Origin of the sequence: Pseudomonas sp., from assembly GCF_033723075.1 — a bacterium.
In the GTDB taxonomy this organism is placed as follows: Bacteria; Pseudomonadota; Gammaproteobacteria; order Pseudomonadales; family Pseudomonadaceae; genus Aquipseudomonas.
The window spans coordinates 265,870-291,812 of record NZ_JAWVXU010000003.1; the positions used below are offsets into that span (position 1 = coordinate 265,870).

Below are 25,943 nucleotides of genomic sequence, written 5' to 3' on the forward strand. Positions count from 1 at the left end.
CAGAGGATATGCTGCGTGCACACCGGTGGCTTCATCGTGAGGAATCAAGGTTGTGTGGATAGCGAACCGATAACCAACTCGGTCCGACCTGACAGGACCTTGGGTCTTCGTGGATTCCCCGTACAAACCCATCGGACATAAAAATACGGGATGCGGTATCGCACCGCATCCCGTAACTGCTTGTAGCTAGCTCTGCTCTGGCGGCCTCCTTACACCGCCAGGATAAAGTCTGTCTGGTTGATGGTGGTGGCATCTGCAATACCGACCAGGCGGATGCTGTCCGCACCGATGGTCACCAGGGTGTCCGCGCCGACATCGGCGATAGTTACGTTGGCCGCGAAGTTCGCTGCCGTCACACCCAGCGCAGCGATATTGAGCCGATCCTGCCCGCCAGCGGGGTTGGCATCGAAGCCCATGATCATGTCGTTGCCGTAGCCGGCACCAAACACGAAGATATCGTTGCCGAGACCGCCGTTGAGTACGTCGTTACCGGCACCACCGGCGATCACATCGTTACCGACACCACCCGTGATCGAGTTCACCAAAGCATTGCCGGTGCCGGTGAAGTTGCCGCTGCCTCCATAGACGAGCCGCTCGACGTTGGCGCCCAGTGTATAGCTGGAGAGCGAGGTCCAGACCACGTCATTGCCCTCACCAACCAACTCTGTGACCACATCTCCAGCCTCGGTAACGATATAGGTATCGTTGCCAGCGCCGCCGATCATATTGTCGGCACCTGCACCACCACTAAGCTGGTCGTTGCCGAGACCACCAACAAGCGTGTCGTTACCGGCTCCACCAACGAGTATGTCGTTACCCGCGCCCCCTGTGATCGCGTTGTTGAGCGCATTACCGATACCAGTAAAGTCTCCAACCCCTCCGAACATGAGACGGTCAACATTAGCACTCAACGTGTAACTGGAGAGCGAGGTCCAAACCACGTCATTACCCTCACCAGCCAACTCCGTGACCACATCTCCGACCTCTGTAACGATGTAGGTGTCATTGCCAGCACCGCCGATCATGTTGTCAGCGCCCGATCCACCACTGAGTTGGTCATTACCTGCACCACCAATGAGGGTATCGTTACCAGCGCCACCAACGAGGATATCGTTACCGCTGCCGCCGGTGATCGCGTTATTGAGTCCGTTACCGATGCCGGTGAAATCACCGCTGCCACCATAGACAAGGCGGTCAACATTGGCACCCAGCGTGTAACTGGAGAGCGAGGTCCAGACCACGTCATTACCCTCACCAGCCAGCTCCGTGACCACATCTCCGACCTCGGTAACGATATAGGTATCGTTGCCTGCGCCGCCGATCATATTGTCGGCACCTGCACCGCCACTGAGTTGGTCGTTTCCGAGGCCTCCATTGAGCGTGTCATTGCCGACGCCACCTCTGAGAGTATCGTTACCCGCCCCACCATCCAAAACATCATCCCCACCCAACCCATTCAGGGTGTCATTCCCACCCAACCCCTGAATCTCATCACCGACAGCCGTGCCGTTCAGCACATCATCCCCAGCCGTACCGACGATCAGGTTCATCACCGTCGACGTCGCCACCGAGGTCACTGTTTCCAGCGTACCGAAGTCATCGGTATAGGTGACCATCACCCGCAGTTGCAGTCCGGCTTGCGCCATGGTCACGGTGAAGGTCTGCAGGGTGGCGCCAGCGATGTTGTTGAAGACACCGCCAGTACCCGACTGCCACTGGTACGCCAGCGCCGGGTTGGCGGGGCCATCCGCATCGGTGAAGGCTCTAGTGGCGGTTAGCTGTTGCCCGACTATCGGGGTGGTGTCGCTGATCAGCATGGTGCCGACCGGTGCGTCGTTGACCTGAACCGGTGAAACCGGGTCAGTCACTGCCGAGAACACGGTTTCCAGCACGCCGTTGGCGTCCTCGTAGACGGCCTTGACCCGCAGGCTCAGCCCGGCGAGATTCTCGGTTACCAGGAAGGTCTTGCCGGTCGCGAACTCCGTGCCCACGCCGGTGGTGATGACGATGTCTTCGTACAGACCTGTAGCGGTAAAGTCGGCCTGCCAGTAATAGCCCACAGGGCCGGTAACGGAGCCGATGCCGGGGTTATCCGCATCGGTCACGCCCTCTACCCCTGCGCTCAGCAGCGAGCCTACTTCGGGGGTGAAGTCATTGATCGACGCCAGGCCTACGGCTTCTGCGTTCAAGCCATCGACCAGAACAACCGACTGATCGTTGAACTGCAAGCGCTCGATACCGCTGAGCCGGTCGGTGCCGTCGGTACCGACGTTGTCAATGACCAGGTAGTTGCCCGAGCCCGGCGCAGTTTCCAGGATGGTGTAGTCCGACAGCAGACCAGTGAATGCAGCCGTGTCGAAGTTGAAGCCGCCGGAGCCCGGCAGGATTTCCCGGACGATCTGCAACTGCCCGGGGTTGTAGGTGCCGTTGAGCATGAGCGGTACCAGCGGCACCATGCTGTCGAACGAGGCGATCTCAGCCCCGGTCGGCAGACCATTGGCATCGACACCGGCGCGTACGCTGATGCGCACGTTGAGCCATTGGTCGCCGTCGATGATGTCGTCACCGCCACGCCCTTCGATGATGTCGCTGCCGTCGCCACCGAGGATGATGTTGCCCGCGCCGAAGGAGGTCACGTTGGTGCCCATGGCGTTGTCGAGCAGTTCCTGCAGGCCGTCGATCAGGGCGATATTGGTCAACACGCTGCCCTGGGCACCGGCGTTGGCGATTATCGCTGCGTCGGCATCGTCGCCGTGCAGGATGTCGCTATGCACCGAACCCGACAGGCCTTCCACTTCCTTGAAGCGAGCCAGGATACCGGCCGCCACTGGTCCTGGTGCCGTGTCGATGGCACGCACGGTGAGGTCGATGTCGACACCCATCGGGTCATCCTTGAAGGTCGCCCAGTCGAAACCGGACGCCCCGATGTACTTGTCCCCCGGGCCGGCGCTGCCGACCATGATGTCGTCGCCGCCTTCGGAGTTCATGATGTCGGGCTGGCCACTGCCGATATAGACGTCGTTACCGACCACCAGATCGAGCCCTAACGGGTCGAAGTTGTCGCCAGGACTGCCGTCCAGGTTGCCTTGCTCGAGCCAGTCGTCACCCTCATTGCCCATGTCCTGCTCGTTGGCGTTACTGCCGAGGATAAAGTCGTTGCCCGGGCCACCGAAGGCCTCGGAGCTGTCCTCGCCGGTGACGATGAAGTCCTGGCCAAAGCCGCCAAGGATCAGGTTGATGCCATTACCGGAGCTGATGACGTCGTTGCCGTCGTCGCCCTGGATGTTATCGTCGCCGCCGATGTCGGTAATGATGTCGTCGCCGGAACCGCCGCGGATCAGGTCGTTGCCGTCACCACCCTCGATACGATCATTGCCGGCATCGCCCCAGATGGTGTCGTCGCCGATGCTGGAGATGAGGATGTCATCGCCATCGGTACCGCCGAGCACCACATGCTCATCACCGGTGTAGTGCAGGTAATTGGTGTCCGCGCCCGGCGTTGCAGGGTTATCGCGAATCACCAGCGGCAGCAGCGGGTCGCCACTGTCCGGGTCGGCACTGCCCAGCCCGTCGTTGAACTGCGCAGCCTGATTGACCTCGAGGATCAGTCCCTGAGTCAGGAACACCAGACCCGGCAGGTGGGTTGCGCTGGTGTTGTTCATGATCATCTTGGCGAACGAGTTGTTCTCCAGCTCGGTGACGAAGTTCAGCCCGGCGGTGCGATCCAGATAGTAGAAGCGATCGCCGTTCTGCAGGGCTTCCAACTGGGTCTCGAAGACGAAGTTGAAGGTCGAGCCGAGCATGCCGCCGAACGGCATGGTGGCCTCGGCGAGACCGCCAATCCAGAAGTCGATGGCATCGACACCAGTGGTGGTTATGCCTCCGGCCAGACTGGAGTAGATCCCCACGCTATTAAGGAAGTCCATGCGATCCGCGTCATCGGCGGTGAAGGTCCTTTCCACTCCACCGACGCCACCAGCATTGATCACTGCACTACCGCCCAACACCAGGGCAGCCGCCACCGCACGCATTTCAGCCAGCGTATCGACGTCAGCCGCGAGCAATTCGGCATGGGTGCCGTAGGCCGCGATGAAGTTGATCAACGACGCCGGGTTTTTCAGGTTCTGCAGCAGATCGACCCAGCTGGTGTAAGGCTTGAGCTGGCTGTCGCCGGTCATCTGGTGGAACTCGCGGCGAGCCGCGTTCAAGGACGGAATGCCGGTGTCGCGCCCACGCGCCAGGTTGATCGCGGCAAGGTCGAGCGGCAGGCCAACCAGGTTGTTGCGCAGCGCCTCGGTGACGAACTCGTCGATGTGGTTACCGACCTGACGGGTCACACCCTGAACAATGGCGCCGGCGGCCTCATCCGGGGTAGGTCCGCTCGCGGCGAACTCCAGCGGATTGAGGAAGGCGGCGATCAGGCCGATCTCGCTGCTGGCAAAGTTCGGATCCAGGCGGTCTATGGTCTCGGTCAGCATCGAGTGGCCGAAGCGATAGACGGTGTGGGCGAACTCGGCAACGATCGAGGCGTCGATATCAGTTTCGTAGCCTTGAGTCGGGCCGATAAACACGTCGACCTGCGGTTGAATGGTGCGCGCGAATTCCTCGAACACCAGGTGCTGGTACTGCATCTCGGTGCTGAACTTGGCGACCTGGAACAAGCGTTCGCCATTCCACACCAGGGCGTCGATCGCCGCCTGGCCAACCGGTAGGGAGACTATCGGGGTCAGCAGCCACTCGTTGATGAAGGCCACATCGTTAGTTGCCAGCACCACATCCTTGGTGTGCTCGACCATCCGATTGTGCTCGGAGTGGAAGATATGGTGCACGGCAGTCAGACCTATGTTCTCGTTGACCCGGCCGTCGCCAGCGATGTAGTGCGCGTCGAGCAGTTCGTCGTCGTACTCCAGGTTTTGCCCGGTCAGAGGATCAACTGCGACCGGGTTGCCGGCCACACCATCCGCATCGGGTACCAGTGCGCCCAGCCCATCGAACACAGGAACGGCGTTGTGGGCGATATCGATGAGGAACTGATGGCCGGTACTGACCGCGAAGGAAGCATCGACCGGCGCAGCAGGACTACCTTCGGCGAGACCGGCGAAGTCCCCTCCTAGATCCAATGGACCGCCCACGTGCTCAGGCTTGAGCACTATCATCGGGAAGCCGTTGGGGCCCTTGATAAAGTTGCCGTACTGATCGGTGGCCAGTAGCGGGATATCGAACACATCGGCATCGGTCAGATTGATACCCAACAGGTCGCGAGCCTGAGCCTTGACCACTGCCCAGGTGGCCATGCCGCCAATTTCCGCATCGTCGCCGGTACCGAAAATACCATCGGCGCCGATATCGCGATTGGTGATCAAGCCTCCGGTCGCCACCGGCCCGCCGGCAGTCAGCTCATAGGCCCGCAGGAATACCTGCTGCGAAGGGTGTGAGCCATAGGTCTGGTTCTGGTCGACGAACGGCGAGGTGGTGTTGCTGTGTTCGTGGATGTCGTCCTCAGTACCGAGCACACCATCCGGGCCGGGTTGGTTGGTAGCACGAGTCAGCACCATGAAGTTCGGTGCCCCGGGTGCCGGATTGAACAGCGGGTCATCCGGCTGCAGCGGGATAAATACCGTACCGCTGCCACCCTTGGTCACCAGATCCAGGCCATGGTCGAAGAACTGGCCGAAGAAGGTCATCCATGGGTTGAACGGTGCCGAGAGGCCTTCGTCCGGTGCCACGTTGGGGATGAAGAACACTTCTTTATCGTCGGCGGTGCCGAAGATACCGTCCAGACCAGGACTGAGAACAGTTGCCGAACCCTGGGCAAGAGCCGCCGCGGCAGCAGCGACCGCCGCCGGGTTGTTGGCAGTCTGGTCGACGATCAGGTTACTGATGATGCGCGGTTGCGAGTCCTGCACGAAACCGCTGGTCTGCTCATATGAAGTAGGCGTTACACCATCACCGCCCATATTGACGTCCAGGGGGTCCGCTTCGTTGAACACCGGATCCAGTAGCCGCGGGAATACCGTATCCGCGGCACCGAATTGGCTCTGGCCGGCGAGCAGGTTGTTGTCCTCACCGGTAACGGTGCGCAGGCCGACAGGCGAGCGCTCGTGGGGGATCAGGGACAACAGATCCTCACCGGCGGCGTGCCGTTCGGCCACCTTGATCGAGTCGAGGATGAACTGCAGGTCGGAACGGATCAGGTGAATCCCTGGGCTGGTGGTGATCGACTCAGCCGGTAGCGGCGTGACCGGGTCTGGCGGTGTGCCGGCGCCCACCTGTGCGCTAGGTGCCGAGAAGACAGTTTCGAGCACGCCATGTTCGTCTTGATAGACCGCTCTGGCGCGGATGCTCAAGCCTTCCAGGTCGGGGGTCACGGTGAAGCTTTGGCCGACTGCAGGCAGGCCGCCAAACACCAGGATGTCCTGGAAGAAGCCATCGCCTGGTATCAGCTCAACTTGCCAGTAGTAGGTAACGCGACCGGTAACCGCGTCACCCGAACTGACATTGTCGCCGTCGGCTACGTTGGCAACCGAGGCAACCAGCGTCTCCCCTACTGCCGGCGTACCAATGACGTCCACTAACCCTACCGGCGCGAAATTGAGGCCGCCAACATTGGCCCCGGGAATCTCATCGACGAACGCACCCGTCTCATCACGCACCAATGCGCCATCGTTGAACTGCAAGCGCTCGATGTGAGTCAGACGGTCGCTGCCGTCACCGTCGATAAAGGTATCGGTGACGGTAAAGATGTCGTCGCTGACATCCGCAGTGCCTCTAGTGTCTCTGGTGATGTCGTAGTCGATGATGTTGCCGGTGAACATGGCGGTGTCGAAGCCGCCATTGCCCGCCATCAATTCACGGACGATCACCAACTGACCAGGGTTGTAGGTGCCGTCGAGCATCAACGGAACCATCTGTTTCATGCTGGTGTAGCTGGCGATCTCGCCTCCCGTGCCATCGATATTCAGCCGCACGCTGATGCGTACGTTGAGCCACATGTCGCCATCGATCAGGTCGTCGCCGCCACGGCCCTCGATGATGTCGCTGCCGTCACCGCCGAGGATGATATTGCCCGCGCCGAACCCCTCCGCGGTCGCGGCAGTGCCGAGGAAGTCACGCAGGCCGCTGATCTGGTCGATATGGTTGTCGGTGAGTACGCTGCCATAAGCGCCGGCAGCGGCAATCTGCGCCGCGTCGGCATGGTCGCCACGCAGGTAATCGCCGAAAGCCGAGCCCGAAAGCCCTTCCACCTGGGCATATTTACTGGTGATCGCCGCAATCGAGGGCGACAGCGGGGTTTCATTGAAGGCGTTGGCGAAGAAGTCCGTGGTCACGCCATAGCGGCTGTCCTTGAAGGTCGCCCAGTCGAAACCGGACATGCCTTTCATCTTGTCCGGGCCACCGCTGCCGACGAATATATCGTCGCCACCCTCGCCGATCATTTCATCGAAGCCACTGTCGCCGAGGAAGACGTCATGACCGATGATCGCGTCGTTGCCGAACGGGTCGAAGTTGTCGCCCGGGGCACCATCCTGGCTGCCGATTTCGATCCAGTCGTTGCCTTCGTTACCGGCCATTTGTATGTTGAATCGGCTGCCGAGAATGAAGTCATCGCCTTCACCGGCAATCACCTCGCCGATGTCCTCACCGGTCACGATGAAGTCTTTGCCACGCCCTGCGAGGATCAGGTTGATGCCATTGCCGCCCTGGATCACGTCGTTGCCGTCGCCACCTTTGAGCACGTCGTCGCCGCCGATATCGGTGATGATGTCGTCGCCGTCGCCGCCCTGGATGTCGTCGTTGCCGTCACCACCCTCAAGGCGGTCGTTGCCGCCGTCGCCATACAGGGTGTCGTCACCGATGCTGGAAATGAGGACGTCATCGCCGGCGGTACCGCCGAGCACCACGTGTTCATCGCCGGTGTACTTCAGGTAGTTGGTATCTACGCCCGGGGTCGCCGGGTCGTCGCGAATCACCAGCGGTACCAGCGGATCAGTGCCGATGGGGTCGGGTTCGAACTGCAGGGCCGGATCGACTTCGAGAATAAGCCCCGGGGTCAGGAACATGACGGCAGGCAGGTGGGTCGCGTCGGTGTTATTCATCACCAACTGGGCGAATGAGTTGTTCTCCAGCTCGCCAAGGAAATTGAGGCCAAAGGTCCTGTGCAGGTAGTAGAAGCGGTCGCCGTCCTGCAAGGCCTCGAGCTGGGTCTCGAAGACGAAGTTGAAGGTCGAGCCGAGCATGCCGCCGAACGGCATCTTCTCTTCGGCGAGACCACCGATCCAGAAGTCGACATTGTCGAGACCGGTGATGGTCACGCCATCAGGGCCACTGGCCCAGGCTCCGGTGCTGTTGAGGAAGTCGAGGCGATCTGCTGGCGCACCACCGCCACCCAAAACAATGGCCGTGGCCGCTGCGCGCTTACCATCCAACGTGTCTACGCCGGTGATACTGCTGTGGGTGCCATAAGCCGCAATGAAGTTGATCAACGATTCCGGATGCTTGATGTGCTGCACGAAATCGGCCCAGCTGGTATACGGCCGCAGCTGGTTGTCACCGGTACCGGCGAAGAACTCCCGGCGTGCGGCGTTCAAGGACGGAATGCCCGTATCACGACCGCGAGCGATGTTGATCGCAGCCAGGTCGAGGGGTAAACCGACCAGGTTGTTGCGCAAGGCCTCGGTGACGAACTCGTCGATCTCGTTGCCGACCTGACGGGTCACACCACGAATGATGGCACCGGCGGCTTCATCAGGGGTCGGGCCGCTGGCGGCAAATTCGAGTGGATTGAGGAAGGCCGCGATCAGGCCGATCTGCTGGTTGCCAGCCTCAGTCGGGTTCGAGTCGCCAACGACGTTGAAGTTGGCGTCATAGCGGTCGATGGTCTCGGTCAGCATCGAGTGACCGAAACGGTAAACGGTGTGGGCAAACTCGGCGACGATCGATGGATCGATGGTGTCGTCGAAATCGATAAAGGCATCGACCTGTGGCTGGATGGTGCGCGCGAACTCTTCGAACACGATGTGCTGGTACTGCATCTCGGTGCCGAACTTGGCGGCCTGGAACAGACGTTCGCCGTTCCAATCGAGAGTCGAGGTATCGGCGGGAATCGCGCCGACCGGGGTCAACAGCCACTGATTGAGGAAGGCCAGGTCACCGGAGTCGATGATCACATTTTTGGTGACCTCGACCAGGCGGTTGTGTTCGGAGTGGAAGATGTGGTGCACGGCTGTGAGGCCGATGTTCTCGTTGACCCGGCCGTCGCCGGCGATGTAGTGCGCATCGAGCAGTTCGTTGTCGTAGGTGCCCGCGGCTACCGCCCCGCCGGCAACAGCGTCGGCATCGGGGGTGAGCATATTGCCGTCCTGATCTACAGGCACGGCGTTATGGGCGATATCGATGAGGAACTGGTGACCGGTGCGCAGGGCATTATCCAGGCTAATACCGAGCCCGCCATTGGCTGTCGGGTCGCCCTCGACCAGCACATTTCCCTCCATGACCACCTGCGGGAAGCCGTTGACACCCTTGATGAAGTTGCCATAGGCATCGGTGGCGAGCAGCGGCACGTTGTCGAAATCGGCATCGGTCAGATTGATCCCGAGGATGTCACGCGCTTGCGCCTTGACTACTGCCCAGGTGGCCATGCCGCCGAGCTCTATATCGTCCGCAGTGCCGAATTCGCCATCAGGACCCAGGTCGCGGTTGGTGATCAAACGCCCGGTGGCTACCGGTGCGCCGGCACCGTTGATCTCATAGGCGCGCAGGAATACCTGGTGCGAAGGATGCGAGCTGTAGGTCTGGTTCTGGTCAACGAATGGCGAGGTGGTGTTGCTGTGCTCGTGGACATCATCGGCAGTGCCGAGAATGCCATCCGGCCCAGGTTGGTTGGTGGCGCGGGTCAGCACCATGAAGTTCGGTGCGCCAGGGGCTGGATTGAACAGCGGATCATCCGGCTGCAGGGGGATGAACACCGTGCCGCTGCCGCCTTTGGTCACCAGGTCGAGGCCATGATCGAAGAACTGACCGAAGAAGGTCATCCACTGGTTGAACGGCGCAGAAAGCCCTTCGTCCGGCGCGATGTTCGGAATCAGCAGTACTTCCCTGTCGTCGGCAGTACCGAAGATGCCGTCCAGACCGGGGCTCATGACAGTAGCAGAACCCTCGTTGGCCGCCGCCGCAGCTACCGCTGCCGGGTTGTTCGCCGTCTGGTCGACGATCAGGTTACTGATGATGCGTGGTTGCGAGTCGACCACCAGGCCGCTGATCTGCGCGTAGGAAGTCGACGTAGCAACTATCGGTCCCGGGCCATCCGGGTCAAATGGCTCTGCGGTGCGGAACACCGGCGTCGTCATGCGCGGGAACACTGTGTCGGCTGCACCGAACAGGCTGCGTCCTTCGATCAGGTTGTTGAACGATCCGTCGACGGTGCGCAGTCCAAATCCCACTTCGGTATTGGGCAACAGATCGAGGAGATCCTCACCAGCCGCATGGGCCTCGGCGATCAAGATCTGCTGAAGAATGAACTCAAGATCGGATTTGATGAAAGTGGCCATGTCCATATTCCTCGATATTCGGCGCTCAATGCGCAGAAACAGGAAGCCACGTGCATGCAAACCCTCGCAAAGGCGTGGCTCAGCGTTGCAATTCAGGTCGTTTGGTAATGCTGGGAATTGGCCAAATGCTGCCCGCACTTACACGCTTGCGCGTATCAGTGTCCGACTTGAGTTGGTTTGTCCCATCGATGCCAAGCGCGAGGCTCGGCATCAAGCATCAGGCACGAGGTGGCCCATGGAAATGAGGGTCGAAGAAGTGCCCGAAAGCCGATCGCTTGATCGCGATCGTGAAATTGACCGAGTCTCTGCTCATGATTTCCGTCCAGTGTTGGCTGGCTGACATAAACACAGATGCAATTCTGTGCTGCACGCTTCATCAGCTTTTATTAGTAATGACACACGAACTAAAGTATCGGCCTACACAGTTGTCAAGTTACCGTCGGTCTGATAGAAAAAACAATTGAAAACACTAAACCACTGTAATTATTAGAATTTACAAAAATCAGAAAATCATAAAGCGGCATACCCCAGTGCTCCAGGCACTTGTACGGTGACCAAAAAACCGATCTGTGGCGCACAGCCAAACCAGGGGGAAAGCTGCCCCGATGAAGTGCTGTCGGCTTGTCGATGGCTACCACGCGGAACCTGGGCACGCCCCAACTCCGCAGCCCAATAAGCGCCAGCTCAATCCGGGAACCGGTCTGAATGCCGCCACCGCAGCCCGGATTGCATCCGGGCTACAGAGCGGCGAATGCAGCCCACAAGGCTGGCCGCTCACCGCTGGCGGATACGGCGAAAAGCCCCCACCTGGCGCGCAATGCGGTTCACATAAGCCAAGTGAGCAGCATTTTTCCTAGCCTGGATGAAATCCAGGGAAGTCTCGGCCCCGTAGGCGTTCGCTCGCCGTCTTCGACGCCGCGCTGTCGCGCAGCAAACTGGAGGCAATCGCGTCTGTCGGCTTGTGGGTACCTGTAGAAGCGGGCATCAATCACCAGCGCCCGGTACAGACAAAAGCGCCGAGCCTGGCACTACAGCACGCAGCTGGCGCACGCATAGCCTTGTTTTTTGAGCGGACGCTGTCTGCTATCGCCGCGAGACCCGGGGCGGGTGCTCCATGGATATGGGAAATGCCAGATGCCCGTCAGGAACGAGCGCGATGCGATTGGCTTTGGGAGGGGGGGAAAACCACTTCAGGCAGTGGGCTACTCGTCTTCGTTGACCCGATCACGTAGCTCTTTGCCCGGTTTGAAATGCGGCACGAACTTGCCATCCAGAGGTACCGACTGGCCGGTTTTAGGATTACGGCCCACGCGAGGCGCGCGGTAGTGCAGAGAGAAACTGCCGAAGCCGCGAATTTCAATGCGGTCACCCGTAGCCAATGCCTGGGACATCTGTTCCAGCATGGTCTTGATGGCCAGCTCGACATCTTTGTTTGAGAGCTGCCCCTGGTGGGTGACGATCCTTTCGATCAACTCCGACTTGGTCATGTTTTTCCCTTCTTTTTCAAGCGGCTAGATCACTCGATAAGAAAGGTTTTAGCATGCTGCCCAGCATTTGAACAGCCCGCAAATCAATTGATCGGACGCAAAGCGTCCAGGGCCGGGTTACCACGCAGACGGTTCAACGCCTCGACGTGGGAACCAGAGGGATTCTTGCATTGATCGACAAAAAGCTTGGTCGCGCCCTCTCCCTGATCGGCGCGACGCTGTGGCTATCGGTCGCCACGCCGGCGCGCCTCCCCGCGCAAATGCTGCGGCTGAACTAGACTTATGCAGCAAGTAGGGTATGCGGATCTCTGGCTTGGCCCAGACACGGATGACACGGCCCCAAGCATTTCAGCGCAGGTGCGGATCTTGTCCAATGCGCTGCAGTTGCTTGGGCAGCCGAAAGCCTGGCAGCAGATCATGCTGTCACGTGCCTGTGTTTGGTTGCGCTAATGCAAGTGCATTCAGGAGCCGCGCGGATGCCCATTCTGGCGAATTTCACATCCCCACCGCAGGCCTTGCCACGAAAGACCAGCCAGAGCACGCCCCGGTCGACAACGCCTACGTCGAACTCACGCCTTCCTGGGTGGCAAAGAGTGTGCGCGTCCTTGCGCCGCTTGAGTCGCTCGAGCCAATTCGTGATTGCCGCCTCGATCATCCTCGGACTGACCATGACCTTCGTCGGCAACCTGGTCAGCAAGACCATCGAACGCTCGGCAGTGCAGGCAGCAGCAGATGCCGGCGCCTTGTACATGACCACCTTTCTGGAGCCCTATGTTCAGGAGTTGACCACTACCGGCAGCCTTTCAGTGCAGACAGCTCAAGCCATTGACCACCTGATGACCAGTCCCACGCTGAACTCTCACGTGATCTCGGTAAAAATCTGGAGCCTAGATGGCACGGTCATCTACAGCACCAACAAGGACGTGCTGAACAAGTCATTTGCGACTGCGGAGATTGCCCTGGCTTTAGAGGGCAAAACAGTAACGGAATGGGGCACGCTGAACGAAGTAGAGAATAGTTATGAACGCAGCCTGGGCATTCCTCTTTATGAGATTTATGCCCCGCTACGCGAGTTCGGCACGGGCAGGATCATTGCAGTTGGCGAGTTCTATGAACTGGCGGAAGTGCTTGAACAGGAAATCGCGCTTGTCCGTCAGGAAGTGTGGATCGTCGTAGGCACCGCTACCGTGGCGATGTTGTTGCTGCTGTTCGCCATCGTGCATCGTGGCGAACGGATCATTTTGCGGCAACAGCATGCGCTCAGCAGGCAAATACAGGAGCAGACCCTGCTGCATGCAAAGAACATCGGCCTACAACGTAAAATCACCACCGCGAACCAGGCATTCTCGCGAATCAACGAACTCACCCTGCGCCGTTGCGGTGCAGATCTTCATGATGGGCCCGCCCAGTTGTTGACCCTGATCCTCGTCAGGCTCGATGAGCTCAATACCTTGCAAGAGCGCAACAACAAGAACGGCACCCAAGCGGAAGGAGATGCACTCGAGACGATCAGAAACGCCGCTCAGGACGCCCTACGAGAGATTCGTGAAATTTCCCGTGGTTTGGCGCTTCCAGAAATCAACGGCATGAGTTTGCACCAGGAGCTTGAGCTCGCCGTACAGCGCCATCGACAGCGAACCGAAACCAAGGTCGACCTCACCTGCATATCGCTGCCGGAAAACGTGCCACCGCCACACAAGGTCTGCATCTATCGCTTTATCCAGGAAGCGCTGAACAATGCCTATCGCCATGCCGGCGCCAAGGGCCAGGCCGTCCACGTCTCCTATGCCCAGGGTTTGCTCACGATACAGGTGACAGATGCCGGCGATGGCATGGCAAGCGACTGCCTGTTGACCACAAGTACAGGCAGGACACGTCTGGGCTTGGTCGGTATGCGCTACCGCGTCGAATCGCTGGGAGGGAAGTTCCATATCCAATCCATACCCGGCACCGGCACCAAGGTATGCGCACAATTCAGGCTGGATTACCCAGACAAACCGCCCCCTGACGCGACTAGCGACTTGGCGTCTGCCCAAGAGTAGCCATTTGACCGTCCCCACGTCGAAGCGTCGAAGCGTCGAACCGTCCGCGTGGGCAGGCCGCCCGAGACGCTCCGCGTCCCAACACGGCGGACGCAGAGCGTCCAAAGCAGGGTGACCACGCAGAGCGTGGGAACCAGCTGGATCTTGTCGCTAGTGTGCTGTCTCAGAATTATTGTTTCGATGACACCGGCTCGTAGGGTGCGCCGTGCGCACCAGGCGTTGTCAGTGGTGCGCACGGCCTAGGGCCTACAGGCCAGCCGCAGCCGCTTGAGCAATGATTATTGCGAGACAGCGCACTAGTTCACATCCCTGTCCGGCGGGCTGGGCATCTGTCGCTGGCTGACCTGGCGCTGTTTGACCCGTGATAGTTGTTCACTTTTCCAGTGGAGCCTGATGGCCGTGACCGCCTCGACCCGATTACGCACATGCAGCTTCTGCATGACGCTGGTCATGTAGTGCTTAACGGTTTTCTCGCTTAGCGAAAACTTTTCGGCAACTTCGCGGTTGGTCAGCCCGTTGGCGACCTCGCGGATAATTTGCTCCTCGCGGTGAGTAAGTTCGGCGAGACTCTTTTCATCGTCGTTATGTTTTTTCAGGTTGCTGATCAGCTTGCTGGCAAAACCTGGCGTGATGAAGGTTTGGCCCTGCGCCACGTTTTTAATCGCCTGCACCAGTTCCGGCCCGCTTATGCCTTTGAGCACATAGCCTTTGGCGCCGGCTTCCAAAGCGGCATAGGCATCGTCTTCGGATTCGGACACAGTCAGCATTAATACCTTGACCGTCGGCGTAGCCATCGCAATGGCACGCACGGCGGCAAAACTGTCGCCGGGCATATTTACGTCCATCAAAATCACATCAGGTGTGTGTTTGATGGCAATAGCCTTGGCTTCATCGGCAGAGCCGCCCTGCTCCACCACCTCGAACTCGGCAACTCTCTTGAGCGCCGCAACCACGCCCTGCCTCAAGAGCGGATGATCGTCGACTATGCAAATCCTGATTCTGGAAATCACTGCTAGTCCCTCCGTCGCGTAGAACTCTTGACGTGAGTGCCATTTCTCGCCTTTACGCAACGACCCGCCGCTAATTCTCACCTGCCCCGAAATCGCCCGGGCGACAGCATCAGAACGGTCATTACCTGTAAGACTGGCCAAAACTCGATAAGACCATAGTCCAATAGGTATAGCAGACCAACGTCGCACAATTTGACCCGACTTCCGAATCTATCGGCTATTCAGATAACTGTTACATCCTTAAGGCCTAAAGGAATATCTGGATAAATAACATGACTTTAATATTCAGAAGTGACTGCACTGTTGATAAATGCCAACAATCTGGCGCCGTCAGCTATTACGCCAGCCAGCCTCCATCGAAGAAGGCGGCAACAGTTTCCCTCACTCAGGGCAAATGCAAGCTCGATCCTGTAAAGCTCAATCCTGCAAAGCTCAACTCTGTAAAGAACCATAAGCTCATCGATCAGACTCAAGCCCTTGATGCGACTCGCCTGTATCTGAATGAGATCGGCTTTTCCTCGCTGCTCTCCCCTCAGGAAGAACAACACTTCGCGCGCCTGGCGAGACAAGGCGATCAGCAGGCGCGCAGACGCATGATCGAAAGCAACTTGCGCCTGGTGGTGAAGATTGCCCGTGGTTATCTCAATCGCGGCCTGTCGCTGCTGGATCTGATCGAAGAAGGCAATCTCGGCCTGATCCATGCGGTGGACAAGTTCGACCCAGAGCTCGGCTATCGCTTCTCGACCTACGGCACCTGGTGGATTCGCGAAACCATCGAGTGTGCGCTGATGAATCAGACCCGGACCATCCGTTTGCCGACTTATATAGTCAAAAAACTCTACGCATACCTCGCTGCCGGCCGTGAACTGACGCGCAAGCTCGATCATGACCCCTCGAGCGAAGAGATCGCCAAACTCATGGACAAAAACGTCTGTGAGATCGAGAACATACGCGATTGGAATGTCTGGGTATCTTCACTGGATACAGCGCTCGGCCCTAGTTCCGAGAAGACTCTGCTGGATACTCTCGCTGACGAGCACCCAAGCGACCCATGCGAGTTGGTGCAGGACAGCGAGTTTGCCCACAGCCTCAGAGAGTGGCTGACCGAACTCACCGATAGACAGAAAGAAGTCGTTATCCGTCGTTTCGGTTTGCGTGGCGATGAGGGCTGTACGTTGGAAGAAATGGGCCAGGCTCTCGGCCTGACCCGCGAGCGGGTCAGGCAGATTCAGGCCGTGGCGCTCAAGCGTCTGCGGACCATTCTGGAAAGGAACGGTCTCTCCGGTGATGCAATGTCCCAATAAGCCGCGACAAGGGATGCGATCGATACCCAACGCCCCGCATATCGCGGGGCGTTGGCGTATCTGGCGTTGTGCTTGCCTTGTGCGGCTTACTGCACCAGTTCCTGCTCGCTGAACATGTCGCTGAACAGCATGCTCGACAGGTAGCGCTCGCCGGAGTCCGGCAGGATGACCACGATGGTCTTGCCCTGCATCGCCGGTTCGGCGGCGATGCGCAGGGCCGCTGCCATGGCGGCGCCGCAGGAGATGCCGCAGAGGATGCCTTCTTCGCGCATCAGCCGCAGCGCCACGGCCTTGGAGTCTTCGTCGCTGACCTGTTCGACTCGGTCGACCATGGCCAGGTCGAGGTTGTCCGGCACGAAGCCGGCACCGATGCCCTGGATCTTGTGTGGGCTGGGTTTGAGTTCTTCGCCGGCGATGGTCTGGCTGATCACCGGCGAGCTGATCGGCTCTACCGCCACCGAGAGAATCGCTTTGCCCCGGGCTTGCTTGATGTAGCGCGAAACGCCGGTGATGGTGCCGCCGGTGCCGACGCCGGAGACCAGCACATCGATTGCACCATCGGTGTCGTTCCAGATTTCCGGGCCGGTGGTCGTTTCGTGGATCGCCGGGTTGGCCGGGTTGTTGAACTGTTGCGGCATGAAGTACTTGGCGGGGTCGGCGGCGGCGATTTCCGTGGCGCGCTCGATGGCCCCTTTCATGCCCTTGGCCGGCTCGGTCAGCACCAATTCGGCGCCCAGGGCCTTGAGCACCTTGCGTCGTTCCAGGCTCATCGAGGCCGGCATGGTCAGCAGCAACTGATAGCCGCGCGCCGCCGCGACGAAGGCAAGGCCGATGCCAGTATTGCCCGAGGTCGGTTCGACGATGCACATGCCGGGCTTGAGTACGCCGCGCGCCTCTGCGTCCCAGACCATGCTGGCGCCGATCCGGCACTTCACCGAATAGGCCGGGTTACGTCCTTCGATCTTGGCCAGGATGGTGACGCCCGCCGGGCCGAGGCGGTTGATCTTGACCAGCGGGGTGTTGCCGATGGTTTGTGCGTTGTCTGCGAAGATGCGGCTCATGGCTGTGTCCTTGTGCTTTGCGGCCGGAAGAAGGCCCTGAAGCCTAAGATGCCCAGGCGCGGCCGTCCAGCGCGGCGAAACCAGATAGAGACGCCAACCAACTCCGGTGACGTGCAAAACGTGACCCGCCATTCAGTGACTGAATGGCGCGTCTGCGTTCACAGTCGCCGGGACTGCGCGGTATAGTCGCCTTTTCAAATACTGAACCCGCGGGTATTACCCGGCACGTTATCGTTCGAGGATTTACCGATGAAGTTCGAAGGCACCCAGTCGTACGTCGCCACCGACGACCTCAAGCTGGCGGTCAACGCCGCGATTACCCTGGAGCGTCCGCTGCTGGTCAAGGGAGAACCGGGCACCGGCAAGACCATGCTCGCCGAGCAACTGGCCGAGTCCTTCGGCGCCAAGTTGATCACCTGGCACATCAAGTCCACCACCAAGGCCCACCAGGGCCTGTACGAGTACGACGCGGTCAGCCGCCTGCGCGATTCCCAGCTGGATTCCGACAAGGTCAACGACATTCGCAACTACATCAAGAAGGGCAAGCTGTGGGAAGCCTTCGAGAGCGATGAGCGGGTGATCCTGCTGATCGACGAGATCGACAAGGCCGACATCGAATTCCCCAACGACCTGCTGCAAGAACTCGACAAGATGGAGTTCTACGTTTACGAGACCGACGAGACGATCAAGGCGAAAAAGCGCCCGATCATCATCATCACCTCGAACAACGAGAAGGAACTGCCGGATGCCTTCCTGCGCCGCTGCTTCTTCCACTACATCGCCTTCCCCGACCGCGTAACCCTGCAGAAGATCGTCGACGTGCACTACCCCAACATCAAGAAGGATCTGGTCGCCGAGGCGCTGGACGTGTTCTTCGACGTGCGCAAGGTGCCGGGCCTGAAGAAGAAACCCTCGACCAGCGAACTGGTCGACTGGCTCAAGCTGCTGATGGCCGACAATATCGGCGAAGCGGTGCTGCGCGAGCGCGATCCGACCAAGGCCATCCCGCCGCTGGCAGGTGCCTTGGTAAAGAACGAGCAGGATGTGCAGCTGCTGGAGCGTCTGGCCTTCATGAGCCGCCGCGCCAGTCGTTAAGCCACGCTCTTGTAGGGTGGGTTAGCGAAGCGTAACCCACCAACCAGCCGCCAGGCTGGCCAAGGCGATGCCTGCGGCATCGATGGTGGGTTACGCCGCTGCGCGGCTAACCCACCCTACGGATCTTCTTGAGGGCGCCTATATGCTGCTCAACCTGTTCAATGAAATGCGCGCGGCCAAGGTGCCGGTATCGGTGCGCGAGCTGCTCGACCTGATCAACGCGCTGAAGCACAACGTGGTGTTCGCCGACATGGACGAGTTCTACTATCTCGCCCGCGCGATCCTGGTCAAGGACGAACGCCATTTCGACAAGTTCGACCGCGCCTTCGGCGCCTATTTCAAGGGCCTGGAAAACCTCAACCAGCACATCGAGGCGTTGATCCCCGATGAATGGCTGCGCAAGGAATTCGAGCGTTCGCTGACCGACGAGGAGCGCGCCAAGATCGAATCCCTCGGCGGCCTGGACAAGCTGATCGAGGAATTCAAGAAGCGCCTGGAAGAGCAGAAGGAACGCCACGAAGGCGGCAACAAGTGGATCGGCACCGGCGGCACCAGCCCGTTCGGCTCCGGCGGTTTCAACCCGGAAGGCATCCGCGTCGGCGATGCCGGCAAGCGCCAGGGCAAGGCGGTCAAGGTCTGGGATCAGCGCGAGTACAAGAACCTCGACGATCAGGTCGAACTGGGCACGCGCAATATCAAGATCGCCCTGCGCCGCCTGCGCAAGTTCGCCCGCCAGGGTGCCCAGGACGAGCTGGATCTGGACGGCACCATCGATCACACCGCCAAGGACGGCGGCCTGCTCAACATCCAGATGCGCCCGGAGCGGCGTAACACGGTCAAGCTGCTGATCCTGTTCGACATCGGCGGCTCGATGGATGCCCACGTCAAGGTCTGCGAAGAGCTGTTCAGCGCCTGCAAGACCGAGTTCAAGCACATGGAGTATTTCTACTTCCACAACTGCGTGTACGAGTCGGTGTGGAAGAACAATCTGCGCCGCAGCTCGGAGCGCTTCTCCACCCAGGATCTGTTGAACAAGTACGGCGCCGACTACAAGGTGGTGTTCGTCGGCGACGCCGCCATGGCGCCCTACGAAATCACCCAGGCCGGCGGCAGCGTCGAGCACTGGAACGAGGAGCCGGGCTACGTGTGGATCAAGCGCTTCATGGAGAAGTACAAGAAGCTCATCTGGATCAACCCCTACCCCAAGGACACCTGGGGCTACACCGCCTCGACCAACCTCATGCGCGAACTGCTGGAAGACAAGATGTACCCGCTGACGCTGCAGGGGTTGGAAGATGGCATGAAGTTCCTCTCCAAGTAGGCACATGCCGGCGACAAGTGGCTATGTCCCTGTTGGTTGCATGAAGTCGACACTGCAGGAGCTCGCTCGCCGTCTTCGACGGAGCGCTGTCGCGCAGCAAACTTGGGGTGCAATTACGTCTATCGGCTTGTAGGTACCTGCAGGAGCGGCGGGGACGCCCTGCTCCATGGCCGCGACCGCTGTTCGCGGGCATGGCAACCAGGCGCCCCCCGCGCCGACGATGCGTATCTATCGCCAGCGGCCGTACATAACAGTCCCCATTGCGGGTAGCGCGGTAGGTGCACCGCCGGTACGCACCTGTGGCCTGGATCAAATCCGTGACGTTGATCGCCTGTGCAGCCGCTCCCTTCAATATCTCCGGCATTTCAGACAGCGCTCACGATCAGACCAAAGTCGCTGAATTCAGCCTAGTCAAGATATCGTCGGGCCAACTACTAAAAAACCTTAGAAATCATAAGCTACTGCCAGCGTTAGAGAATAAGTCCTTCGCTTTTTGATCGCAGATCAGCTGATCCAGCATTTTCAGCCCTTGCGTGAAGCCGAAAACCCGTTCTATACCTAGTTAGCAAAGCCGCCGTTGGCACCTGAGCGGAGCATTGCTATCGCCCTCCACTTTGATTGCCTGGTGCGGATGGTGAATAGCTTTAGCCGCAGCTAAGTACTCAGAGATCTGCAGTCCTGGAGGTTCTATATGGATATGTTGCCGTCTCCCCGTTCCGAGTTGGCTGAGGTGCTGTTTCGCTTACGCCGAACCTTCTACACCCTGGCCGCCTTCAGCGGTGTGATCAACGTGCTGATGCTGACGCCTGCGGTGTACATGCTGCAGGTGTATGACCGCGCACTGGTCAGCAGCAACGTCACCACCCTGCTGATGCTGACGGTGCTGGTCGTGGGTCTGTACGTACTGATGGCCCTGCTGGAGGTGGTGCGCTCGAGCGTGCTGATCCGGGTCGGCAACCGCCTCGACATGATGCTCAACAAACGGGTGTTCGGCGCAGCCTTCGAGCGCAATCTGCGGCGCGCCGGCGGCAACCCGGCCCAAGCGCTGCAAGACCTGTCCCAGGTGCGTCAATTTCTCACCGGCAACGGCCTGTTCGCCTTCTTCGATGCGCCCTGGACACCGATTTTCCTGCTGGTGATCGCCATGGTGCACCCGCTGCTCGGCCTGATTACCCTGATCGGTTCGATACTGCTGATCGCCCTCGCCTACCTGACCGAGGTCAGCACCCGCAAGCCACTGGCTGAAGCCAACCAGTCCGCCATGGCTTCCGGAACCTTCGCCAATAACAACCTGCGCAACGCCGAAGTCATCGAGGCCATGGGCATGCTTCCGTCCATCCGTCAGCGCTGGTTCGGCAATCACCTGCGCACGCTGGAAATGCAGACCCTGGCCTCGGATCGCGCGGCTTATATCAACGGCACCACGCGCTTCGTGCGCATTACCCTGCAATCACTGATTCTCGGCACCGGGGCGCTACTGGCGATCGAAGGCAAGATCACCCCGGGGATGATGATTGCCTGTTCGATCCTGGCCGGGCGCGCTCTGGCTCCGGTAGAACTGGCAATCTCGACCTGGAAGCAGCTGCTCACCAGCCGCGCGGCCTGGGGTCGTCTCAGCACCCTGCTGAGCGACTTCCCCGCGCACAAACCGGGCATGCCATTGCCCAAGCCGCTGGGCATGGTCGCGGTGGAAGGCGCCTACGCCACGGCACCAGGCTCCCCCGTGACAATTCTGCGCGGGGTGTCCCTCAACGTCGCCCCCGGCGAAGCGCTGGGCATCATCGGTCCATCGGCCGCCGGCAAGTCGACCCTGGCGCGGCTGCTGGTCGGCGTCTGGCCGGCCACGGCCGGCAAGGTGCGCCTGGACGGCGCCGATGTATTCCTCTGGGACAAGGAGGAACTCGGCCCCTGGCTGGGCTACCTGCCACAGGATGTCGAGCTGTTCGATGGCAGCATCGCCGAGAACATCGCCCGCTTCGGCGAGATAGACGGTGAGGCAGTGATATTGGCGGCTCAGCAAGCCGGCGTGCACGAAATGATCCTGCGCTTGCCGCAAGGCTATGACACGCCATTGGGGGCTGACGGCGGCTCGCTGTCCGGTGGCCAGAAGCAACGCATCGGCCTGGCCCGTGCCCTGTATGGCGAACCCTCGCTGATCGTGCTGGACGAACCGAACGCCAGTCTCGATGACGTCGGCGAGGCGGCCTTGATCAAAGCCCTGGTCGACCTCAAACAACGCGGCAAGACCCTGGTGCTGATCTCGCATCGGCCGACCGTGATGAACATAGTCGACAAGGTGCTGGTGCTGCGCGAGGGCGCGGTGCAGATGTTCGGCAGCCGCGATGAAGTTTTCAGCGCACTCCGTCAGGCCAGCGTGATGCCGGCCGCGGCGGGTTCACCGACCCTGGCGTCGGTCAAGACCAAGGAGTGATGGATCATGTCGAATCTCGAGTTCGAAAGCAAAAACCTGCCGCAGGCCAACAATCAGCAAGGCATCGACGTCGATGACCGCCGCCCCGGGCGCTGGGGTCTGGGGCTGGTGCTTGCCGGCTTTGGCGGGTTCATCCTCTGGGCCATCATGGCCCCCCTGGATGCAGGGATAGTAGCCAATGCCACGGTCAACGTGACCGACAACCGCAAGAGCATCCAGCACCTGAGCGGTGGCTCGGTCAAGGCGATCCTGGTGCGTGAAGGCGACCTGGTGAAACACAACCAGGCCTTGATCGAGCTCGACTCGACCCAGGCGCTTGCCGAGCAAGGCGTGGTCAGCTCCCAGTACATAGTGGTGCGAACCGTTGAAAACCGTCTGCAGGCCGAACGTGATGGGCTCGACGAAGTGACCTTCGATCCCGAACTGCTCGCCCAGTTCGCCGACAACCCGCGCCTGCATGCGGCAACCCGCCTGCAGCAGCGCCTGTTCGCCACCCGCCGTTCGGCCCTGATCGGTGAAGCCGGAATCCTGCAGGAAAACATTCGCGGCGCCGAGGAACAAATCAAAGGGCTACGCCAGGTGCAGGGCTCACGCTATGCGCAGATCAAGTTTCTCAAGCAGGAGCTGGAAGGCATCCGCAGCCTCGCCGCCGAAGGCTATGTCACGCGTAACCGCATGCTCGAACTGGAACGCAACGCGGCCGAACTGAATGCCTCGCTGGCACAGAACATCGCCGACATCGGCCGCGCGCGCAATCAGATCGCCGAGCTGAAGTTACGCATCCTCCAGCTCGAGCAAAACTTCCAGAAGGAAGTGCAGTCTCAACTGACCGAGACCCAGAAGGAAGCCACGGCCCTGGCCGACCGTTTGCGCTCGCTGGACTATGAAGTCACCAACACGGTGATCCGCTCGCCCATCGACGGGGTTGTGCTTGGGCTCAATGTCAGCACCATCGGCGGGGTGATCCAGCCAGGCTCGACTATCATGCATGTAGTGCCGGCAGACGAACCGCTACAGGTCGACGCCATGATTCCGGTGCAGGCCATCGACAAGATGTCTGCAGGGTTGCCGGTGGACATTGCCTTCCCCGCCTTCAACCATGCGCAAACACCGAACATTCCGGGGCGTGTGCTCACCGTATCGGCCGACCGCCTGATCGATGAAACCAATCAGCAACCCTACTACCTGGCCGAAATCGAGGTGACCGAAGAGGGTATGAGCAAACTCGGCAGCAACCGGATACGTCCGGGAATGCCGGCCACAGTGACCATCAAGACCGGCGAGCGCAACCTGATGAGTTACCTGATGAAACCGATGCTTGACCGAGTCGATGGCGCCTTCAAGGAGCAATAACATGGCAGCTCGCCTCACCTTGGTATGCCTGGCCAGCCTGGCCAGCCTGCCCGTCAGCGCCCTGGACTTGCAGGACGCGTGGGATACTCTGCGACTACAAGGCCCCACCTACCGCGCAGCCATGCATGAACGCGATGCCGGCCTGGAAAACCGTGCTCTGGGACGGGCGGGCTTACTGCCGCAGATCAACGCCAGCGCCAGCAAGAACCGTATCGACGGCACCCAGGAGCAACCCGACGCGCTCGGCCGCACGGTCGAAAACGACCTGGATTACGATTCGGAGAACCTCGCGGTGCAGTTGCGCCAGCCACTGTTCAATCGCCAGAAGCTCGCCGAGTACCGTCAGGGCAAACAACGCGCCGATTACAGCGAGGCGGTGTTCGACGCCAAGAGCCAGAATGCCGCGGTACGCCTGACCGGCCGCTATTTCGATGTGCTGCTGACCCGGGAAACCATTGAGTTGGCAGAGGCCAAGCTGAAGGCATTCGAACAGCAGGTCGCGGCCTCACAGCGGCGCTTCGATCTGGGCGACGGCACCATCACCGACGTCGATCAGGCCACGGCGCGGCGCGACCTGGCTGCCGCCGAACTGATCGAGGCGCAGGACAACCACGTGATAGCCCTGCGTCTGCTCGAGGAAATGCTCGGCGAAGTACCCGAACACGTCGCCACCTTGCGTCACGACTTCCCGACCCCGAGTTTGTACCCCGAAACCCTGCAAGAGTGGATAGGCAAGGCCCAGGCGAATAACCCGGCCCTTCGTGCTCGTCACTACAGCCATGGTGTGGCGGAAGAGGAAGTCAATCGGGCCAGCAGCGGGCACTGGCCAACCCTCGACCTGGTGCTGGGTTATACCGACAGTCAGAGCGATTCCATCTCCACCATCAACCAGCAAAACCGCTACGCCTCGGCCGGCCTGGAATTCAATATGCCGCTGTTCTCCGGCGGCGCAGTCAGCGCCAGGGTGCGTCAGGCCGTGGCGAGTCGCGAGCAGGCCGGCGAAGAGTTGAATGCCGCCCGCGAAGAAGTGTTCTCAGCCACTACCCGTGAGTTTCGTGGTGTACAAAGCGGCCAGGCCCGCATCAGGGCCCTGCAAAGAGCCGTCGCCTCCAGCGAACGCGCCCAGGATTCGGCCAGGAAGGGCTTCCTCGCCGGCTCCAGCACCAACGTCGACATCCTCAATGCCGAAGAGCAGGTGTTTCTTGCCCGCCGCGACCTGCTGGAAGCCAAGTTGCGCTACCTGCTGTCGCGCCTGCAATTGGAGGCTGCCGTGGGCCTGCTCGGCGACGACGATATAGGCCGGGTCAATGCCTACCTCGGGCCGGAACTGGTCCTGGGCTATTGAGGCGGGCGCCGGGGTTGCGATGTTCTCGGCTTGAAGCCCAACCGTAGAAACGCCGGCGACCCGCCGGGCGACGACTCGCCTAACCGCGTACAGCCGATGTTACCGGCCACTGCAAATCCCGTAGGAGCGGGCCATGCCCGCGACAGCAGTTTCGCGGGCATGGGCCCGCTCCTACGATGAGCATCAATTTGACTTGATCGTTTGATCGTTCCCACGCTCCGCGTAGGCACGCAGCCCGAGACGCTCCGCGTCTCAGTACGACGGATGCAGAGCGCCCAGGGCTGGGTTACCACACGGACGGTTCGACGCCTCGACCTGGTATCCATCGAGACTTTAGTTTGATCAGAACCGCTTAAGCCGCGAATGCTGCAAAACCAAAACAACGCCCAGCAGGTGCTAACGCCAATGTCGCTGCTGCACCTTCTGGCTGCGGCCGACGCCCAGCAGCACTCCGATCATCAGCAGCAGGCTCTCCACCAGCCAGGCCAGCAGCAAGGCACAGACCAGTCCCCAGGCGATGGCTTGCGGCTCGAGCAGCACCTGATAACGGTAGGCGCTGTAGGTTTCATCCATCAATTCACGGTCGGCGGCCGTCGCCAGGTGCCAGACCTGGCCGTACCACGGCCCCTGCATGGCCTGCCATTCCAGTTCGAGGAAGCTCGCGCGCTCGACCAGATAACCCACGCTCTGCGCATCGCTGCGCATCACCGGGTCGTTGCTGGCCTGGTAGTGGGTCACCAGCGCTTGCAGGTCACCGTTGAAAAAGCGCGTGGCGGTTTCGCGAAAACCCGTCAGGCTCTGCTCGGACTCCAGGCGGTGTGCTTCGACCCGCTTGCTGTAGTCGTCGATAAAACCCGGTACCTGCACGCCCACCAACAGGCCCAGGGCAAACAGCGCCAAGCGTAGATAGCTTCTAAACATCCTGCCCCCTGATTCGTTGTGGTTCG

General features: G+C 60.2%; 12 protein-coding genes. 7 read left to right on the forward strand and 5 right to left on the reverse strand.

The annotated features are described in order from the left end of the window. Positions 1 to 209: 209 nt before the first annotated feature. Positions 210 to 10,547 (reverse strand): peroxidase family protein, encoded by a 10,338-nt coding sequence (locus R3355_RS05570; RefSeq protein ID WP_318960398.1) that lies wholly within the window; start codon positions 10,545 to 10,547, stop codon positions 210 to 212. 1,202 nt (positions 10,548 to 11,749) lie between these two features. After that, positions 11,750 to 12,034: an integration host factor subunit beta gene (ihfB, locus tag R3355_RS05575; RefSeq protein WP_079202277.1), complete on the reverse strand. Its 285-nt coding sequence runs from the start codon at positions 12,032 to 12,034 to the stop codon at positions 11,750 to 11,752. Positions 12,035 to 12,669: 635 nt separating this feature from the next. On the opposite strand from ihfB, the gene R3355_RS05580 reads away from it, so the two are divergent. Beyond that, positions 12,670 to 14,076 carry a sensor histidine kinase gene (locus tag R3355_RS05580; RefSeq protein WP_318960399.1) on the forward strand — a complete coding sequence of 469 codons (1,407 nt, stop codon included), beginning with the start codon at positions 12,670 to 12,672 and terminating at the stop codon, positions 14,074 to 14,076. Between the two features lie 296 nt (positions 14,077 to 14,372). Here R3355_RS05580 and R3355_RS05585 read toward each other — a convergent pair whose 3' ends face one another. Then, entirely contained in the window at positions 14,373 to 15,086 is a 714-nt protein-coding gene (locus R3355_RS05585; RefSeq protein WP_318960400.1) for a response regulator transcription factor, read from the reverse strand. 272 nt (positions 15,087 to 15,358) lie between these two features. On the opposite strand from R3355_RS05585, the gene rpoS reads away from it, so the two are divergent. Continuing rightward, entirely contained in the window at positions 15,359 to 16,390 is a 1,032-nt protein-coding gene (rpoS, locus tag R3355_RS05590; RefSeq protein ID WP_318960401.1) for an RNA polymerase sigma factor RpoS, read from the forward strand. An 86-nt stretch (positions 16,391 to 16,476) separates the two neighbouring features. On the opposite strand, the gene cysK is transcribed toward rpoS, so the two are convergent. After that, positions 16,477 to 17,451, reverse strand: a complete 975-nt coding sequence (gene cysK, locus R3355_RS05595) for a cysteine synthase A (RefSeq protein WP_318946751.1) — start codon at positions 17,449 to 17,451, stop codon at positions 16,477 to 16,479. 249 nt (positions 17,452 to 17,700) lie between these two features. Here cysK and R3355_RS05600 point away from each other — a divergent pair, with 249 nt between their 5' ends. The 5 genes from R3355_RS05600 to R3355_RS05620 all read left to right on the forward strand — a co-directional run bounded on the left by R3355_RS05600 (position 17,701) and on the right by R3355_RS05620 (position 24,996). Beyond that, a complete protein-coding gene (locus R3355_RS05600; protein ID WP_318960402.1) occupies positions 17,701 to 18,546 on the forward strand; it encodes a MoxR family ATPase in 846 nt (281 codons plus the stop codon). Between the two features lie 142 nt (positions 18,547 to 18,688). Next, positions 18,689 to 19,867 (forward strand): VWA domain-containing protein, encoded by a 1,179-nt coding sequence (locus R3355_RS05605; protein ID WP_318946749.1) that lies wholly within the window; start codon positions 18,689 to 18,691, stop codon positions 19,865 to 19,867. Positions 19,868 to 20,558: 691 nt separating this feature from the next. After that, a complete protein-coding gene (locus tag R3355_RS05610) occupies positions 20,559 to 22,298 on the forward strand; it encodes a type I secretion system permease/ATPase (RefSeq protein WP_318960403.1) in 1,740 nt (579 codons plus the stop codon). A gap of 6 nt (positions 22,299 to 22,304) precedes the next feature. Next, a complete protein-coding gene (locus tag R3355_RS05615) occupies positions 22,305 to 23,651 on the forward strand; it encodes an HlyD family type I secretion periplasmic adaptor subunit (protein ID WP_318960404.1) in 1,347 nt (448 codons plus the stop codon). Between the two features lies 1 nt (position 23,652). After that, a complete protein-coding gene (locus tag R3355_RS05620) occupies positions 23,653 to 24,996 on the forward strand; it encodes a TolC family outer membrane protein (RefSeq protein ID WP_318960405.1) in 1,344 nt (447 codons plus the stop codon). A 396-nt stretch (positions 24,997 to 25,392) separates the two neighbouring features. Here the strand turns inward: R3355_RS05620 and R3355_RS05625 are convergent, their stop codons facing one another. Further along, entirely contained in the window at positions 25,393 to 25,917 is a 525-nt protein-coding gene (locus tag R3355_RS05625) for a DUF2937 family protein (RefSeq protein ID WP_318960406.1), read from the reverse strand. Positions 25,918 to 25,943: the final 26 nt, after the last annotated feature.

What these genes read in the sequence shown, in the direction of transcription:
- R3355_RS05615 (WP_318960404.1), top strand. Translation starts at nt 22,305, where the DNA reads ATGTCGAATCTCGAGTTCGAAAGCAAAAACCTGCCGCAGGCCAACAAT.
- cysK (WP_318946751.1), bottom strand. Translation starts at nt 17,451, where the DNA reads ATGAGCCGCATCTTCGCAGACAACGCACAAACCATCGGCAACACCCCG.
- R3355_RS05610 (WP_318960403.1), top strand. Translation starts at nt 20,559, where the DNA reads ATGGATATGTTGCCGTCTCCCCGTTCCGAGTTGGCTGAGGTGCTGTTT.
- R3355_RS05600 (WP_318960402.1), top strand. Translation starts at nt 17,701, where the DNA reads ATGAAGTTCGAAGGCACCCAGTCGTACGTCGCCACCGACGACCTCAAG.
- R3355_RS05620 (WP_318960405.1), top strand. Translation starts at nt 23,653, where the DNA reads ATGGCAGCTCGCCTCACCTTGGTATGCCTGGCCAGCCTGGCCAGCCTG.
- R3355_RS05570 (WP_318960398.1), bottom strand. Translation starts at nt 10,547, where the DNA reads ATGGCCACTTTCATCAAATCCGATCTTGAGTTCATTCTTCAGCAGATC.
- ihfB (WP_079202277.1), bottom strand. Translation starts at nt 12,034, where the DNA reads ATGACCAAGTCGGAGTTGATCGAAAGGATCGTCACCCACCAGGGGCAG.
- R3355_RS05625 (WP_318960406.1), bottom strand. Translation starts at nt 25,917, where the DNA reads ATGTTTAGAAGCTATCTACGCTTGGCGCTGTTTGCCCTGGGCCTGTTG.
- rpoS (WP_318960401.1), top strand. Translation starts at nt 15,359, where the DNA reads ATGACTTTAATATTCAGAAGTGACTGCACTGTTGATAAATGCCAACAA.
- R3355_RS05605 (WP_318946749.1), top strand. Translation starts at nt 18,689, where the DNA reads ATGCTGCTCAACCTGTTCAATGAAATGCGCGCGGCCAAGGTGCCGGTA.